Origin of the sequence: Pseudomonas fluorescens, from assembly GCF_902497785.1 — a bacterium.
In the GTDB taxonomy this organism is placed as follows: Bacteria; Pseudomonadota; Gammaproteobacteria; order Pseudomonadales; family Pseudomonadaceae; genus Aquipseudomonas; species Aquipseudomonas fluorescens_BO.
On record NZ_CABVHK010000020.1, the window covers coordinates 67,076 to 82,911 of the forward strand.

14 protein-coding genes, 1 other RNA gene and 2 pseudogenes are annotated in these 15,836 nt (G+C 56.1%); 15 read left to right on the forward strand and 2 right to left on the reverse strand.

From position 1 onward, the window contains the following. The first annotated feature begins 30 nt into the window (after nucleotides 1-30). The 11 genes and pseudogenes from F8N62_RS25935 to F8N62_RS31985 form a co-directional block, all read left to right on the forward strand. On the forward strand, nucleotides 31-855 hold the full coding sequence (locus F8N62_RS25935) for a (Fe-S)-binding protein (RefSeq protein WP_150713343.1): 825 nt from the start codon (nucleotides 31-33) through the stop codon (nucleotides 853-855). Continuing rightward, nucleotides 852-2,306, forward strand: coding sequence for a LutB/LldF family L-lactate oxidation iron-sulfur protein (locus tag F8N62_RS25940; protein ID WP_150713344.1), 1,455 nt, complete (start codon nucleotides 852-854; stop codon nucleotides 2,304-2,306). The genes F8N62_RS25935 and F8N62_RS25940 overlap by 4 nt, the downstream gene beginning before the upstream one ends. Continuing rightward, a complete protein-coding gene (locus F8N62_RS25945; protein ID WP_150713345.1) occupies nucleotides 2,306-2,977 on the forward strand; it encodes a LutC/YkgG family protein in 672 nt (223 codons plus the stop codon). The genes F8N62_RS25940 and F8N62_RS25945 overlap by 1 nt, the downstream gene beginning before the upstream one ends. Further along, the gene (locus F8N62_RS25950) at nucleotides 2,974-5,784 is read left to right on the forward strand and encodes an FAD-binding and (Fe-S)-binding domain-containing protein (protein ID WP_150713346.1); all 2,811 of its coding nucleotides are present in this window, start codon (nucleotides 2,974-2,976) and stop codon (nucleotides 5,782-5,784) included. Before F8N62_RS25945 ends, F8N62_RS25950 begins: the two co-directional genes overlap by 4 nt. A 130-nt stretch (nucleotides 5,785-5,914) precedes the next feature. Then, nucleotides 5,915-6,202, forward strand: a complete 288-nt coding sequence (locus F8N62_RS25955) for a hypothetical protein (RefSeq protein ID WP_150713347.1) — start codon at nucleotides 5,915-5,917, stop codon at nucleotides 6,200-6,202. A 98-nt stretch (nucleotides 6,203-6,300) separates the two neighbouring features. Then, nucleotides 6,301-6,698: a transfer-messenger RNA gene (gene ssrA, locus F8N62_RS25960) on the forward strand. A 186-nt stretch (nucleotides 6,699-6,884) separates the two neighbouring features. Beyond that, nucleotides 6,885-8,138: pseudogene (locus F8N62_RS25965) on the forward strand (integrase domain-containing protein). Nucleotides 8,139-8,179: 41 nt separating this feature from the next. Continuing rightward, the gene (locus F8N62_RS25970) at nucleotides 8,180-8,677 is read left to right on the forward strand and encodes a nucleotidyl transferase AbiEii/AbiGii toxin family protein (protein ID WP_224791417.1); all 498 of its coding nucleotides are present in this window, start codon (nucleotides 8,180-8,182) and stop codon (nucleotides 8,675-8,677) included. Nucleotides 8,678-8,799: 122 nt separating this feature from the next. Further along, entirely contained in the window at nucleotides 8,800-10,494 is a 1,695-nt protein-coding gene (locus F8N62_RS25975) for a DUF262 domain-containing protein (RefSeq protein ID WP_224791415.1), read from the forward strand. Nucleotides 10,495-10,616: 122 nt separating this feature from the next. Beyond that, the gene (locus F8N62_RS25980) at nucleotides 10,617-11,156 is read left to right on the forward strand and encodes a hypothetical protein (RefSeq protein ID WP_150713349.1); all 540 of its coding nucleotides are present in this window, start codon (nucleotides 10,617-10,619) and stop codon (nucleotides 11,154-11,156) included. Between the two features lie 257 nt (nucleotides 11,157-11,413). Then, nucleotides 11,414-11,620, forward strand: a pseudogene (locus F8N62_RS31985) (integrase); the annotation flags it as partial. Here the strand turns inward: F8N62_RS31985 and F8N62_RS32195 are convergent. Further along, a complete protein-coding gene (locus tag F8N62_RS32195; protein WP_150713350.1) occupies nucleotides 11,573-12,097 on the reverse strand; it encodes a dynamin family protein in 525 nt (174 codons plus the stop codon). The pseudogene F8N62_RS31985 and the gene F8N62_RS32195 overlap by 48 nt on opposite strands. Nucleotides 12,098-12,398: 301 nt before the next feature. Here F8N62_RS32195 and F8N62_RS26000 point away from each other — a divergent pair, with 301 nt between their 5' ends. The 3 genes from F8N62_RS26000 to F8N62_RS31590 all read left to right on the forward strand — a co-directional run bounded on the left by F8N62_RS26000 (nucleotide 12,399) and on the right by F8N62_RS31590 (nucleotide 14,387). Beyond that, nucleotides 12,399-13,412, forward strand: a complete 1,014-nt coding sequence (locus tag F8N62_RS26000; protein ID WP_150713351.1) for a helix-turn-helix transcriptional regulator — start codon at nucleotides 12,399-12,401, stop codon at nucleotides 13,410-13,412. A 37-nt stretch (nucleotides 13,413-13,449) separates the two neighbouring features. Continuing rightward, entirely contained in the window at nucleotides 13,450-14,100 is a 651-nt protein-coding gene (locus tag F8N62_RS26005) for a HEPN domain-containing protein (RefSeq protein ID WP_150713352.1), read from the forward strand. 86 nt (nucleotides 14,101-14,186) lie between these two features. Beyond that, nucleotides 14,187-14,387 carry a hypothetical protein gene (locus F8N62_RS31590; RefSeq protein ID WP_191632443.1) on the forward strand — a complete coding sequence of 67 codons (201 nt, stop codon included), beginning with the start codon at nucleotides 14,187-14,189 and terminating at the stop codon, nucleotides 14,385-14,387. Nucleotides 14,388-14,581: 194 nt separating this feature from the next. On the opposite strand, the gene F8N62_RS26015 is transcribed toward F8N62_RS31590, so the two are convergent. After that, a complete protein-coding gene (locus F8N62_RS26015) occupies nucleotides 14,582-14,857 on the reverse strand; it encodes a hypothetical protein (protein ID WP_150713353.1) in 276 nt (91 codons plus the stop codon). Nucleotides 14,858-14,959: 102 nt separating this feature from the next. Between F8N62_RS26015 and F8N62_RS26020 the strand changes: the two genes are divergently transcribed. After that, nucleotides 14,960-15,835 (forward strand): helix-turn-helix transcriptional regulator, encoded by an 876-nt coding sequence (locus F8N62_RS26020; protein WP_150713354.1) that lies wholly within the window; start codon nucleotides 14,960-14,962, stop codon nucleotides 15,833-15,835. Nucleotide 15,836: the final 1 nt, after the last annotated feature.

Consider the following 15,836-nt stretch of genomic DNA (forward strand, 5'->3'; position numbering starts at 1 on the left):
GGACGGGTAACCGGCCGAGAGACACGCCTGATGAGCGAGCTTTTTTACAACGCCGTGCCAAACGCGACACGCGTCGCACCGCCACTGCCCGAGCCTCGGCAATACCCCAGCGAAAAACCGTCACGGGTTTATCTGTTCGGAACCTGCGTGGTGGATCTGTTCTACCCGGAAGCCGGGATGGACGCGATTCACTTGCTGGAACGCGAAGGCATTCGTGTCGAGTATCCGCAAGGGCAGAGCTGCTGTGGACAACCGGCCTACACCTCCGGTTATACCGAACAGGCCAGGACCGTGGCGCGCTCGCAATTGGCGCTGTTTGCCGGCGATTATCCGGTGGTGGTGCCGTCGGGATCCTGTGCCGGCATGTTGCGCGAACACTACGCCGACTTGTTCAAGGACGAGCCGCAAACGTTGAAACAGGTTCAGGACCTTGCGGCCCGGACGTATGAGTTGGCCGAATTTCTGCTGTTTGTCTGCAAGGTGCAGCTCAAGGACGGCGGCAAACCGGTGAAAGTGGCGCTGCACACCTCGTGCTCGGCGCGCCGGGAAATGAATACCCACTTGCATGGCCGTGAGTTGCTGTCGCAGCTGGGCAACGTGGAGCGAGTTGACCACAGCCACGAAAGTGAATGCTGTGGCTTCGGTGGGACTTTCAGCGTCCGTATGCCAGACATTTCCGGCGCGATGGTGGCTGACAAGACCCGGTCGCTGAAGGAATCCGGCGCGCATCAGGTACTCAGTGCCGACTGCGGTTGCCTGATGAACATCAACGGCTCGCTGGAGAAACAAAAGGAAGCATTGCGCGGCCAACACCTGGCCAGTTTCCTCTGGCAGCGAACCGGAGGAGTTCAATGAACGCTTCCGCGATTATTCCTACGGTTGCCGTAGAAGAAGATTTCCGTCACCGCGCCCACGAGGCGTTGGCTGACAAGCAGCTGCGAAACAACTTTCGCACTGCGATGGATTCACTGATGACAAAACGGGCAGCGTCCTTCAGCGATGCCCACGAAAGAGAACATTTGCGAGTGCTGGGCAATGCTGTCCGCGCCCGTGCGTTATCGAAGTTGCCCGACCTGCTCGAGCAGCTTGAACAGAACCTGACCCGCAACGGTGTGACAGTGCACTGGGCGGAAACGGTGGACGAGGCCAATGGCATCGTCCTCTCGATCATCCGCGCTCACGAGGGGCGGCAAGTGATCAAGGGCAAATCGATGGTCAGCGAAGAGATGGAAATGAATCATTTCCTCGCTGAACGGGGCATTGAATGCCTGGAATCGGACATGGGCGAGTACATCGTCCAGCTCGACCACGAGAAGCCTTCACACATTATTATGCCGGCGATCCACAAGAATGCCGGTCAGGTCGCGTCCTTGTTCCACGACAAACTTGGCGTGGAATACACCAAGGACGTTGACCAACTCATTCAGATCGGTCGCAAAGTCTTGCGACAGAAATTCTTCGAAGCGGACATCGGCGTCTCCGGCGTCAACTTCGCCGTGGCCGAAACCGGCACCCTGCTGCTGGTGGAAAACGAAGGCAACGGCCGCATGACCACCACGGTGCCGCCGGTGCACATCGCCGTCACCGGCATTGAAAAAGTCGTGGAGAACCTGCGCGACGTTGTGCCGCTGTTATCGCTGCTAACCCGCTCGGCCCTCGGCCAGCCAATCACCACCTACGTGAACATGATCTCCGGCCCGCGCAAGGAACACGAACTCGACGGCCCGCAGGAAGTGCATCTGGTATTGCTCGACAACGGTCGCAGCCAGGCTTTTGCCGACAGCGAATTGCGCCAGACCCTGAACTGCATCCGCTGCGGCGCCTGTATGAATCATTGCCCGGTCTACACCCGAATCGGCGGCCACGCCTATGGGGAGGTTTACCCGGGGCCTATCGGAAAAATCATCACGCCGCACATGGTCGGCCTGGCGAAAGTCCCGGACCATCCCAGCGCATCATCGTTATGCGGTGCCTGCGGTGAAGTCTGCCCGGTAAAAATTCCTATCCCTGCACTGCTGCGGCGCCTGCGCGAAGAGAACGTCAAGGCACCGGACAGCCCGCATCCCGTGATGCGCGGCCAGGGCAGCAAGTATTCGCGCAAGGAACGTTTTATCTGGAACGCCTGGGCGAAACTCAATAGCTCGCCGACGCTCTATCGCCTGTTCGCTTTCTGCGCCACGCGACTGCGTGCCCTCGCACCCGACAACGTCGGCCCATGGACGCAAAATCACAGCGCCCCGAAACCGGCTGCCCGCTCACTGCACGACATGGCCCGCGAGCATTTGGCCAAACAGGGAGATCGCTGATGAGCGCCAGGCAAAATATCCTCGCCAAATTGCGCAAAAGTCTGACCGGCACCACACCCGTGCCTGACGACTTCGACGTCGAACTGGTGACAGCGCCTTACACTTATGCGCCCGAGCAGCGTATTACTCAGCTGCGGAAGTTGATGGAAGCCGTGCACACGGAAATCCATCTGACCTCAGGTGAGGGTTGGCCGCTACTGCTCGCGCAATTGCTGCGGGATCGGCAATTGCCAAGCCTGTTGATCGCGCCGACTACGCCTCACGGTGAACGCGTCACTCAGCATTGGGCGAATAATCCCGGCCTGCCTAGACTCAAAGCCTACGACCGCCCGGTAGAGGAATGGAAAACCGAGTTGTTCGACGATACGCCGGCCAGCCTGACCACCACCCTCGGCGCAATCGCCGCGACAGGTAGTCTGATTCTCTGGCCGACGCGGGAAGAACCGCGTTTGATGAGCCTGGTGCCGCCGGTGCATTTCGCCCTGCTCAAGGTCAGTGACATTCGTGACAACTTCTATCAGGTGCAGCAGGAATTCAACTGGGCCCAAGGCATGCCGACCAACGCGCTGCTGGTATCCGGCCCATCGAAGACTGCCGACATCGAGCAAATCCTGGCTTACGGTGCCCACGGCCCGAAAGACCTGGTGGTTTTGATTCTGGAGGACCAATGACTCTACCGGCGGCTTTCCTGCGTGATGCGCAGCAACTGATCCCCGCAGAGCGACGCTTCGACGACCCCTTGTCGACGCTGGCCTTCGGCACCGACGCGAGTTTCTACCGGTTGATTCCGAAACTGGTGATCCGCGTCGAGTCTGAAGACGAAGTGGTCGCGCTGCTGAAACTGGCGCAACGGGATCAGGTTGCGGTGACCTTCCGCGCCGCCGGCACCAGCCTGTCCGGCCAGGCGATCAGCGATTCGGTGCTGATCGTGCTTGGGGACAACTGGAACGGCCGCGAGATCCGCGGCCAAGGCACGCAAATCCGCCTGCAACCGGGCGTCATCGGCGCGCAGGCGAATGCATGGCTGGCGCCGTTCGGACGCAAGATCGGTCCGGACCCGGCCTCGATCAACGCCTGCAAAATCGGCGGCATCGTCGCCAACAACGCCAGCGGCATGTGCTGCGGCACCGCGCAAAACACCTATCACACGCTGGCCGGCATTCGCTTGGTGCTCGCCGACGGCAGCCGCCTCGATACCGAGGACGCGGCAAGTGTCGCCGCGTTTCGTCAGAGCCATGCCGCGCTGCTTGAACGGCTGGCGACGCTGGGCCGCGAGACCCGCGCCAATTCCGAATTAGCCGCAAGAATTCGCCACAAATACCGTCTGAAAAATACCACCGGCCTGTCACTTAACGCCCTGGTGGATTTCGATGAGCCTGTGGATATCTTGAGCCACTTGCTGGTGGGTTCCGAAGGCACCCTCGGGTTCATCAGCGCCGTGACCTACGACACTGTGATCGACCACCCGAACAAGGCGTCGGCGCTGATCGTGTTCCGGGATGTGGAGACTTGCTGCAACGCCGTCACCGTGCTGAAAAGCCAACCGGTGTCGGCCGTGGAACTGCTCGACCGCCGTAGCCTGCGTTCAGTGCAGGACAAACCCGGCATGCCGGCTTTCGTACAACACCTGTCGAACAATGCCTGCGCGCTGTTGATCGAATCCCGCGCCGCATCGTCGACGCTGCTGCACGAGCAACTGGCGCAAATCATGGCCTCGCTCACTTCGTTCCCGGTGGAAAAACAGGTCGACTTCACCGAAGACCCGGTGGAAAACGCCCGACTCTGGGCCATCCGCAAAGACACCTTCCCCGCCGTCGGCGCGGTGCGCAAAACCGGCACCACGGTGATCATCGAAGACGTGACGTTTCCGGTGGAACAACTGGCGATCGGCGTGAACCGGCTGATCGAGTTGTTCGACAAACATCACTACGACGAAGCGATCCTTTTCGGACACGCGCTGGAAGGCAATCTGCACTTTGTCTTCACCCAAGGCTTCAACAACCCGGAAGAAGTCGCCCGCTACCAGGCGTTCATGGACGACGTCGCGCAGTTGGTTGCGGTGGAATTCGGCGGTTCGCTAAAGGCTGAACACGGCACCGGCCGCAACATGGCGCCCTTCGTCGAGCTCGAATGGGGCAGCGATGCCTACCAATTGATGTGGCAGCTCAAACGCCTGCTCGACCCTAATGGCATTCTCAATCCGGACGTGGTGCTCAGCGAGGATCCGCAGATCCACCTCAAACACCTGAAGCCGCTGCCGGCCGCCGATGAGATTGTGGATAAGTGCATCGAGTGTGGTTTTTGCGAGCCGGTGTGCCCGTCGAAGGGACTGACGCTGAGCCCGCGTCAGCGCATCGTGATCTGGCGAGACATTCAGGCGAAGAAACGTGCCGGCGTCGACACCTCGGAACTGGAGGCTGCGTACGAATACCAGGGCATCGATACCTGCGCCGCCACCGGCTTGTGCGCACAACGTTGTCCTGTAGGAATCAACACCGGCGAGCTGGTGAAAAAGCTTCGTGCTCGCAAGGCGACGCATACGAAAACCGCCAACTGGCTCGAAGGCCATTTCGCCACGGCGCTGCAAGGTGCGCGCTTCACCCTCCACGTTGCCAACGGTGCGCGAATGCTGTTGGGGGCGCCACGTCTGGCGAAGCTTTCGGCAACGTTGACGAAGCTCGCCAAAGGTCAGGTCCCGCAATGGACCAACGCCATGCCGCAGCCGGAAAAAGCCATTCGCTTCAGCCCCACCGTAACGGATGAGCGCCCGCGAGTGGTGTACCTGGCGGCTTGCGTCTCCCGTGTGATGGGCCCGGCATACGGTGACAAAGAACAAATGTCGCTGTACGACAAAACCCGTGGACTGCTGGAAAAAGCCGGTTATCAAGTGGTCTTTCCGGACAATCAGGACAGTCTTTGCTGCGGCCAGCCGTTCGCCTCCAAAGGCTACGCCGAGCAGGCCGAACACAAACGCCAGGAACTGATCGGCGCACTGCTGCACGCCAGCCGTGGCGGACTCGACCCGATCTACTGCGACACCAGCCCTTGCACCTTGCGCCTGGTCGAGGACCTCGGTGAAGTTCGACTGGACCTGTACGACCCGGTACGTTTCATCCGTACGCACTTGATGGATCGACTCGACTTCACACCACAAGAGGCGCCCATCGCCGTGCACGTCACCTGTAGCACTCAGCACCTCGGGGAAAGCCAGGCGTTGATCGATCTTGCGCGTAAATGCAGCAACCATGTCGTCATCCCTGAAGGCATCCGTTGCTGTGGTTTTGCCGGCGACAAAGGCTTCACCACCCCGGAGTTGAATGCTCATTCCTTGAGAACGCTCAAGGACGCGGTGCAGCAATGCAGTGAAGGGATTTCTACCAGCCGTACCTGTGAGATCGGTCTGACGCAACACGGTGGCATTGACTACCACGGGCTGGTTTATCTGGTGGACCGGGTCACGCGGGCAAGGGCGCGCTGAAGAAAAATAGAACCCTGACGCGCCGTCGTAGTCCACAGATTAAGCCCGGACATTGCCGGGCCCTACCCAAACTTGGCAGCCCGTCCTGATGGCCAGTAAAAGTCTGGACCCTCAGCTCAAGGAGATACACATGAAACGTTCTGTACTGTTAGGTCTGTTCGTTACTGCTTCCATGATGGCGTCCACTTCGTTTGCGGCCGGTGGTTCTGAGGATCTCTGCGAAACCAATCTGCAGACCATCGCCAATGCCAAGGCACAGATTCAGGCTCCGGAAATCAGTGCCCGCGTTGAAGCCAGCGTGCAGCAAGCCAAAGCTCACCAGGCGATGAACACCAAGGAAGGCACCGAGAAATGCATTTCCGAGACCACCCAGACCATCCAGGAAATCAAGAACGCGAACAAAGACGGTAAAAGCTGATAGCCGCTCAAGGCCAACCTTCGGGTTGGCCTTCTGAGCCGCGTTGGCGTACACTGCGCAGGCTTGTTGCTCATCAAGATTCACCGAGCAACAGGCTCGGGGCCGTTTAGGATTCGACGCCGGTTGCGAAACTTTAGGTGCATGCCGAGTTGGTAACAGAACTCGTAAATCCACTGTTGCAACTACTTATAGTTGCCAATGACGAAAACTACGGCCAGGAAATGTCCATCGCTGCGTAAGCAGCCTTAGACCCTGAGCTTCTGGTACCTTCGGGTCCAGCAATCACTAGAGGATGTCTGTAAACTCGAAGTGATTGTCATATAGAACAGAATCGCCGTGCAGTACGTTGTGGACGAATCGGCTAAAACTTACACAACTCGCCCAAAGCACCCTGCCCGTCGGGTCGCTGAGGGTTAACTTAATAGACACGGCTACGCATGTAGTACCGACAGCGGAGTACTGGCGGACGGGGGTTCAAATCCCCCCGGCTCCACCACTTCAACAAAAAAAGACGTCCACGGACGTCTTTTTTTGTGCCTGAAATCCAGTAAATACGGGAATTTTAGGGCTATTGGGTGGTTTCGAGGTTTTAGAGTTCCAAGCGATTTGGTACTCCCAATGGTATTCCCGGCTACCCAGGGCTAATCCTGGGAATACCAAAAAGTGTCATGAAGTGCTTCTCATGTGCGCTCAAACCACCCGCCTCTCCGACCGCAAGCTCAAGTCGATCAAACCGAGAGACAAGGATTACGTCCTCACCGATGCCGACGGGCTTCAGCTCCGTGTCAGAGTCAATCGCTCGATGCAGTGGAATTTCAACTACCGGCATCCCGTCACCAAGAATCGAATCAACATGACACTCGGCTCTTATTCCGAGGTTTCTCTTGCGCAAGGCAGGAAGAAAACACTTGAGGCTAGAGAGCTGCTGGCGCAGGGCATTGACCCCAAAGCTCAGCGTAATGAACTGCAGGAAGCCAAACGAGCGGAAACGGAACATACGTTCGAGAACGTAGCCACCGCGTGGTTCGAATTGAAGAAGAATTCCGTCACCCCGGCGTATGCCGAAGACATCTGGCGCTCACTCACGCTGCATGTATTTCCGAGCATGAAATCAACACCGCTATCAGAAGTGAATGCCCCGATGGTCATCAAGCTCCTTCGGCCGATTGAGGCCAAAGGTAGCCTCGAGACCGTGAAGCGGGTAAGCCAGCGCCTTAACGAGATCATGACCTACGGGGTCAATTCCGGAATGATCTTTGCCAACCCTCTCAGCGGCATTCGAGCGGTCTTCAAGAAACCCAAAAAAGAGAACATGGCCGCGCTACCAACTGATGAGCTTCCCAAGCTCATGATGGAAATCGCGAACGCCAACATCAAGCGGACGACCCGCTGCCTGATCGAATGGCAACTTCATACAATGACACGCCCTGCCGAGGCTGCCACCACTCGATGGGCGGACATCGACTTCGACAAACGCATCTGGACCATTCCTCCGGAGCGAATGAAAAAGCGTCGTCCGCACACAATCCCGCTGACCGAACATACACTCTCGTTATTGGAGACGCTTAAGAACCATAGCGACCACAGGGAATATGTGTTCCGTCAGATAGAAACCCGCGCACCCACGCGAATAGCCAAACAGCCAACATGGCCTTGAAGCGAATGGGTTTTCAGGACCGCTTGGTCAGCCACGGAATGCGCTCCATGGCCAGCACAATCCTGAACGAGCATGGGTGAGATCCGGAGCTAATCGAAGTCGCGCTGGCGCATGTCGACAAGGACGAAGTCCGAAGCGCTTACAACCGAGCTGACTACATCGAGCCGGCGTCCGATGATGGCTTGGTGGAGTGAGCACCTCCAGAAAGCGGCCACTGGCAACCTGTCGGCATCTGCAATCAATCAAACCAGGGATCACAACGTCGTGCCTATACGGTGAGCTCACCGGACACCTGACCAGTCGTTTGCAGTTGAAACATCATCAATCCGAATGCGGTCCACTCCATTCAGCCAGACATTGCTGAGCTATTCGAAGGCATTGCCTTCCCAAAGGCCGAGAAGGTAGTGGTTCTCTCGCCGGCCAGGACCTTCTGGGAGAAGGTCACTCTGATTAATGCGCAGTGCAACAAGCTCATCTCTGAGGACAAGGACCGAATCTCGCGGCATTGGTACGACCTAGCAATGCTCCTACAGCATGACGTGGGCGCAACTGCCAAGAACGACCTTGAATTGCTCGATGACGTGATAGCGCTCAAGTCGGTCTTCTACAACAGTGCCACGGTGCACTACGGCCGATGTGTCAGTGGTGAGCTGAATCTGATTCCAGACCAGGACAATTCTCCTCGACTGGAGGACGACTACTACGCCATGGAGCGCTCAGGCATGCTGAACGGGCATGTCTACCCACTGGGGCGCATCATGGAAGACCTCACCGCACTTCAAGAGCACGTCAACCAGCTGGCGCTAGGCAAAGGTTAGCCGTCGAGGGCTGCGTGGGAGGATGTTGACGGAGCCGAGCGAAATGTAGTGCTCAAGCATGCAAAAAATCTCAACTCAAGCGATCATGAGGCAAAACGCCATCGCTCATAAGGACATACCCCGTGGAAGCCTCGTCAACCATTCGCAGCATGCTGGCCAACAACCGCATCGTAGTGCCCGCGTACCAACGCGCCTATGCCTGGGACACGCCAGCCGAAGGTTCGAGCCGCGCCAGCCAGACACAGGTGTTTCTCTCCGACCTGGAAGCCTACCGCAGCAGTAATTCCCGCAGCCCTTATTACTTCGGCCATTTCCTGTTTGAACAGACGCAGGGAGAGTATCGGGTTATTGACGGCCAGCAGCGCCTGACCACGATCACGCTGTTTCTGGCGGCTTTGTTCGCATGCCTGCAAGCAAAGCGCGCCCTGACCGAAGACGAGCAGGACCGCTACAAAGACATGATCAAACGGGAAAGTCAGATCCGCTTCAAGACGGTCGACTACGACAACCAGACCTTTGTCGATTATGTGATCAACCAGTCCAGAACGGCCGCCCCTGCTTCGCTCACCACATCCGCCCAACGACTCATCAATGCGTTCGACTTCTTCAAAAAGAAGCTGGGCGCTCAGCCTGAAGCCTACTTGACCGACATGCTGCGGATTGTGTCCCATGCATCGTGCAGTACGCACCCGGTGCGAGACGAGGCTGAAGCCATCCAGATGTTCATCTTCCAGAACAACCGCGGCAAGCGCCCGTCCAACCTGGAGGTGGTGAAGGCGCAATTCATGTATGCCATCCATCTTCATGGCGAAGACCAACAAGCGAAAGACAGCCTTATCGAAGAGATCCAGAATCGCTTCGAGACCATCTACAAGTCGATCTCGGGGATTGAATACCGGATCAATGAAGACGACGTGCTGCAGTACACCTTGCGCGTTCACTTCAATTCCCTATGGGAAAGCGGCGCGCTGGACCGGATTGACAAGATGCTAGCAGCAGAGGCGCCTCTTGAATTTGTGAAAGATTTCACCAATTCACTGGCTATCAGTTTCGAGCATTTGTCGGTTTTTTTCGGTGATGACGAGCGAAACAGTTTTCCGATCCACTCACTGGTGACTTTGGGCGGTATCGCGGTTGTATTGCCATTTATTCTCAAGGCCTACCGCTTTGGACTTCCCCTATCGGACAAGAACCAGCTTTGCGTCGCCTTTGAGAGCCTGATCATCCGCCATCGCTTGATTGGCACCCGTGCGGATATCACTTCCCGCATCAATGATGCGTACGAGGCGTTTACAAGCGACACGCCGTCGATAGATCCGGTCCTTGAACTCATCGACTACCTCAAGACTACAAAAAATTGGTGGTGGGCCTATTGGAACAACGAAAAGCTGGCGGAGGCGCTGGAAGTTGAAATCGGTCACCCGACCGCCAAGCACCTGCTATGGAAATATGAAGTGCACCTGAAAGGTCAGGGTCAACGCGGCTACGAGCCGCAGCGCTATAGCGACATCAAGCGTCCAGAGCTGGAACATATCGCTCCTTCCACCGAGCCCACAACCCGCCCACATGGCTACGGTACCTACGACGAAATCTTCAAAGGCGAATACTTGAACTGCCTCGGCAATTACCTGCTGGTGTCCAAATCCCACAACTGTGCAGTGGGAAACATCCCGTTCGCCGAGAAACTGGCAACCTACCAGCACAACGCTCAACAACGGGAAATAGCGAAGTTTGCCAACGCTGGTAGCGTTTGGGATCAAGATGCAATCCAGGTTCGTCACGATAAAATCGTCGCCGCGCTGATGGCTGAACTTTAAGTTAATTGCGCTCCGGCCCTGGTCTAAAAAACTGGGGCTGAGGGCCGTCTAATGATGCCGCGTCTAAAATGTGCAGCGTCATATTTTTGAAAGCCAACAAAAAAGACATGGAGTTGTGAACAATGATTCAATGGCCAGCACACTCAAAGATAATCTGCTTAGATTCAAACGATAAAATCATTGCCGTATCTGCACGCAGCAGGCTGGACTTGTCGGACTCTCTAATGCTGAACCGTGACGAGAAAAAGCCATTATCTTGTCTAATTGAGGTTTTAACCAAGTCGGCAGACTGGACAACCTGGAATTCAATCAACGTAAAAAGGATTGAAGACCACATTGCCTATGACCTTGAGTTTGACGGTTACAAGGTAAAAATCGACCGTATCAGCAAGCCGAGTAGAACGTTGTGCAGCAAACCTTTCAAGTGGAAACTTGAGATTAGTGCTGACTACGACGATACAGAGCTTGGACTGGATAAAAAACCTATTGGCACTAGATTTAAGGTAGCTCGAAGTGATGCATCCGTTAAAACAATTCAATCAAACATTGAGAAGGTCTTTGGCCTACCTCGTGGATCCGTTTGTTTACTAACTCCTGAAGCCAAAAAGGCCAATTTGCGTTCCTCGATAAAAAGCCTCAGGAACAAATGGAAAAATAGCTAATTACTGATATTCGCTACTAATTCGCGTGGCCACTCATTCTGGACTGGTGCCGGCGCCTTTGCCACGCGCTAGAGCGCCACCAATTGAGCCTGCCTACCTCGCCCTGCTGATTGAGCAACTGCGTGAGAAGGGGCACTGCTGCAATACCACGAGAACACCCTCCTGATGCACCCAACACTGGCAGCAGGTAGACAGGCCCAGCCTCCACTGGAAAGCCTTACTGCTCTTTCTGCAAAAAAACGAAGACGGTGATGATTATGGCCTTGGTCGGTCGGCGTGATGGTCGCAACTTCGGCTACGGTCGCCAACTAAGTTACGCCGGCCCACAAGCGCTAAAGGATCTGTTTGCCGGTGGCCACTTCGCTACGGTCAAAGCGTATAGCAATCGTTGGCAAGCGTTCGTGCGTTGGTGTCGGTCAGAGGACGGTCCTGGTTACAACGATGCGCGCCAGATCGACCAACAGTTCGCTCATGTCCTTGTCGTGATCAGTCGCCGTGAGCAATTGATTTCCAGCAGGGGTGTTCTCCAAGGCCTGCTTTAATTGCACAATCAGATCGTTGATCGACTGGTTGTTGTCCAGACTCAGGGCCGGCTCTTTTTTTCCGGGTGTGTGACGAATACGGGTCGGCAACGCTGTCATCGGGCGGTTGCGATTGGGCAGGACTTCCGTACCGACAATGGCGTTGATGGTCGTAGATTTTCCGGCCTTCATGGTACCCACCACTGCCAGAACCATCTCAAGGCGCTCCAGCTTCCTGGCCTCGCCCTGCAGCATCTTTAGATCCTTGTCGATGCTGGCGGAGGAAAAGGTCTGGTGCTCATCGGCTTTTTCATCGACAACCACACCTTTGGCAGTCTTCATTCTCTGTAGCAGTTCGATTTCTACCTGTAGCAGCCGGCAAGACTCTTCGCGCAGCAGTTGGATAGTATTCTCGTGCATTCCATCTCCTTGAAAGAGGCCATCCTGCCTCTGATCATTCGTTCGGTGAAGCCAGACGGTCTAATGGCGCCCAGGCTCTGTTGCGCAGTAAAAAAAAGTCATCGTAGTGGCATATAGCCAGAAAAACTACAGGCTATTCAATTGTTGTTGCATGTCTCCAGCCCCTACACCTGTCCCTCTATGCTCGCGCAGCCGGATGCACTGGAACCTGGCCTTACGCCCTAACACTTATGGCCAGTTGATATTACCCGAGCTTCGCGCCATGCTCCTCTCTCCGTGAGCCATAGTAAGGAAGCGAGCGTTGCCCACGCACTCGACCCGCAGAACCATCTCCCGCCAATGGGAAATGCTCAAACTGCTACCCAATCGTGCCCCCGGCCTGACCGCCGCCGAACTTCACCAGCAATTGGAAGAAGCCGGCCACCGCACGACAAAACGAACAGTTGAGCGAGACCTCAACGAGCTATCGAGCCTGTTTCCACTGCACTGCAACGATAAAGGCACACCCTATGGTTGGTATTGGCAACCCGGTCGATCCATTGACCTGCCTGGCATTACGGTGGGAGAGGCATTAACTCTGCGTCTGGTGGAAGACAGCATTCGTCCCTTGGTACCCGGACTGATGCTCAAAAGCCTGGAGCCTCGGTTCAACCAAGCGCGACAGAAACTCAAGGTACTGAGCGAGGAAAGTGCTTCGGCGCGCTGGATCGATAAGGTAGCGAGCGTACAACCGACGCTTAATCTGATTGCCCCCGACATCAAGGCAGAGCATCTAGACCTGCTTCAGCGAGCGTTGCTCGAAGACTTTCAGTTGCTCTGCCTCTATCAATCGGCGAATAAAAACCGCGTTCATGAGCTGACGCTCAACCCACTGGGATTGGTCCAACGCGGGCAAATCACCTATCTGGTGGCCTGCGCCGACACATTTGACGATGTCCGACTTTATGCCGCTCATCGCTTCGAAGCAGTCACGATTCAGGGTCAACCTAGCCGTCGTCCTGTGGACTTTGACCTGCGAAATTACATCCAGAGTGGTGCCATGCAGTTCGGTATTTCCCAGGCAATCGAATTGCGTGCCTGGGTCGACCCTGCCCTCGCCAAACGCCTGCGTGAGACGCCGTTATCAGAGGATATGACTCTGGTGGTCGAACCAGACGGCGCTCGCTTGACCGCGACGGTCAACGATAGCTGGGAGCTGAAATGGTGGTTGCTGTCACAGGCCGGCGCCATCCGTGTCGATGAGCCGACGTCTTTGCGCCAGGCCTTGATTGACTGTCAGCGCCAAAGCCTGTCCCTGCATGACACCGCGATCTGACCACTATTTCTCCCCCTGTCTTAACGAGCCAGCCCTCATGAATTACCAGACCCTTAAGGCACGCCACCGTCTTGAACGCGACAATCACCACGTCAATCTAACCCTGCGTGTACACCGCTCCTTGAGTTGGTTGCAGCGGGCCGAGCAGGCGGACGACGCCGACGGCCGTTTCGTTTTCCTGTGGATCGCCTTCAACGCGGCCTATGCCACTGACATCGACGAGAACTATCGGCTGTCCGAGCAGGAAACCTTCCGTGCGTTCCTGAGCAAGCTTTGCGATCTGGATCGCGAACGGCAGATCGAGAAGCTGGTGTGGTCGGAGTTTTCTGGAAGCATTCGGGTGCTGCTGGACAATCAGTACGTTTTTCAGAGCTTCTGGGATTACCAGAATGGCAAGATCACCCAAGCGCAATGGACCGAACGCTTCGCAGCAGGCCGACGTAGAGCACAGTCGGCTCTGGCGCAACGTGATACCGCTGAAGTGCTTGCCGTGCTGTTCAATCGAATCTACACCCTGCGCAATCAGATCATGCACGGCGGCGCCACCTGGAACAGCAGCATCAACCGACCCCAATTACGTGACTGCAGCAGCCTGCTCGGCAAGTTGGTCCCGTTGATCATTGAGTTGATGCTGAATAATCCCGACACGCTCTGGGGAGATGCCTGCTACCCGGTGGTCCAGCTCTGACTTCTGCAGTCAGTATCGCGATTGCTGCATCTGGCTATATCGGCCTGCAAGCTGGATCAGTTGTTGACGCTCTGCCTGGAGAGCTAATGCACACTGCCCAAGCCTTGGGCCTCAAGGATCATGCGGTCGAGCATTGCGAGCATGTCGTCAACATCAATTTCCTGGAAACAGCCATTCGCCTCCTGTTCGAGGATCATGGCGGCAAATTCTTCGCTGTACTCGACCACGGCCTCTGCCTCACCCAGCGCCGTCGCAGGCCGGACATCCAGGTCGACGTGCTGGCATGAAGGGCAAGCCGAAAAACAATCTTTGCCCTCACCCAGCGCATCGCTGGTTGGCACCGTTGTTTTATGCCAGTGGCATTGGGGGCAGTTGAATGTAAAGGGGTGCGGCAGCCAGGGCATGGAAATACCTGTTAGTCGTAAATAAAACGGAATAGTGAACGCCGTACTGGGCACTCAAGGCCCTCGTGCCCTCACACCTAAGGCAACAAAGCCTGCAGAATCTCCACCTTGCGCTGCAACTGCTCCACATGGGCCTTCTGCGCCCGAAGTGCCGATTTCAACTCACGAATCTCCTCGGCTTGCCCGCTCAACCGCTGCTGGCGCTCCTTTGTGGTTGCACGCCAATGTTCGAGCAATTTCCAGGCTTTGTTAGTCTGCAGATACTGCACAAAAAGCATCAGCAGGATCATCAACAGCATCAGCATCGCTACCGACGCTGTCCAATCCCAACCATCCATAAACATGTCCCTCATGTCGTCAACTCCAAACTTGCCAGAGTCACGATATGTAGTGTTTAGCGACACGTCTAGAATGTAGACTTATACAGGTAAAGTATTCAATCACATGGAGGCGACATGAAACGCAAGCAAACCATCGAGCAGGTCCGTTGGGACCTCGCCCTTCGCTACCGATTGATCGAAACTGTCGCATGGTGGGAAGGCCGGCTGACCACGGTGCACTTGACGCAGAGCTTCGGCATCAGCCGCCAGCAAGCATCAAAGGACATCAACACCTACATCACCGAGCATGCGCCTAAAAACCTTACATATGATCGACAGATCAAGGGGTACGTGCCGAGCAAACAGTTTAAGCCACTGTTCATCGATGACAGCGCCAGCGCCTACCTGCACCTGCTTTACCAGAACAATGCTCGAGCGCCGCACGTTGAGGGGCTGGCGTTAGCCTACGCCCATACCAAAGTACTGGAAGTGCCTGATCGCTCAATCAAGGCTGAGATACTGCGACCACTGCTCAAGGCTTGCCGGGAGCATCTACGCCTGGACATCGACTACGTTTCGCTAAACAGCCCGGAGCCTGAAGGGCGAACCATCGCGCCGCATACTCTGGTTTACACAGGCATGCGCTGGCATGTGCGCGCTTACTGCGAAAAAAACCGCGAGTACCGAGACTTTGTGCTGAGTCGACTGCGTGGTGTACCTGATTTGATGGATGGCGAAACCGAGAATGGCATCTCGGGCGACGATCAATGGAACAGTGAAGTCAACGTCATCATCAAGCCCGATGAACGTCTGACACTATTGCAGAAAGCGATTATCGAGGGGGATTTCGGGATGGCCGATGGGCGGCTGCACATTCTCAGTCGTCAGGCGCTGGTCAAGTATGTGTTGCAGCGCTATCAGATTGATCCAAAGAACATGGACCCCAAACCCGAGGCGCAGCAGATCGTGGTGGAGAACCTGAAGGAGTTGAAACCCTGGTTATATGACTGAT

What these genes read in the sequence shown, in the direction of transcription:
- F8N62_RS25935 (WP_150713343.1), top strand. Translation starts at nt 31, where the DNA reads ATGAGCGAGCTTTTTTACAACGCCGTGCCAAACGCGACACGCGTCGCA.
- F8N62_RS25940 (WP_150713344.1), top strand. Translation starts at nt 852, where the DNA reads ATGAACGCTTCCGCGATTATTCCTACGGTTGCCGTAGAAGAAGATTTC.
- F8N62_RS25945 (WP_150713345.1), top strand. Translation starts at nt 2,306, where the DNA reads ATGAGCGCCAGGCAAAATATCCTCGCCAAATTGCGCAAAAGTCTGACC.
- F8N62_RS25950 (WP_150713346.1), top strand. Translation starts at nt 2,974, where the DNA reads ATGACTCTACCGGCGGCTTTCCTGCGTGATGCGCAGCAACTGATCCCC.
- F8N62_RS25955 (WP_150713347.1), top strand. Translation starts at nt 5,915, where the DNA reads ATGAAACGTTCTGTACTGTTAGGTCTGTTCGTTACTGCTTCCATGATG.
- F8N62_RS25980 (WP_150713349.1), top strand. Translation starts at nt 10,617, where the DNA reads ATGATTCAATGGCCAGCACACTCAAAGATAATCTGCTTAGATTCAAAC.
- F8N62_RS32195 (WP_150713350.1), bottom strand. Translation starts at nt 12,097, where the DNA reads ATGCACGAGAATACTATCCAACTGCTGCGCGAAGAGTCTTGCCGGCTG.
- F8N62_RS26005 (WP_150713352.1), top strand. Translation starts at nt 13,450, where the DNA reads ATGAATTACCAGACCCTTAAGGCACGCCACCGTCTTGAACGCGACAAT.
- F8N62_RS31590 (WP_191632443.1), top strand. Translation starts at nt 14,187, where the DNA reads ATGCACACTGCCCAAGCCTTGGGCCTCAAGGATCATGCGGTCGAGCAT.
- F8N62_RS26015 (WP_150713353.1), bottom strand. Translation starts at nt 14,857, where the DNA reads ATGAGGGACATGTTTATGGATGGTTGGGATTGGACAGCGTCGGTAGCG.
- F8N62_RS26020 (WP_150713354.1), top strand. Translation starts at nt 14,960, where the DNA reads ATGAAACGCAAGCAAACCATCGAGCAGGTCCGTTGGGACCTCGCCCTT.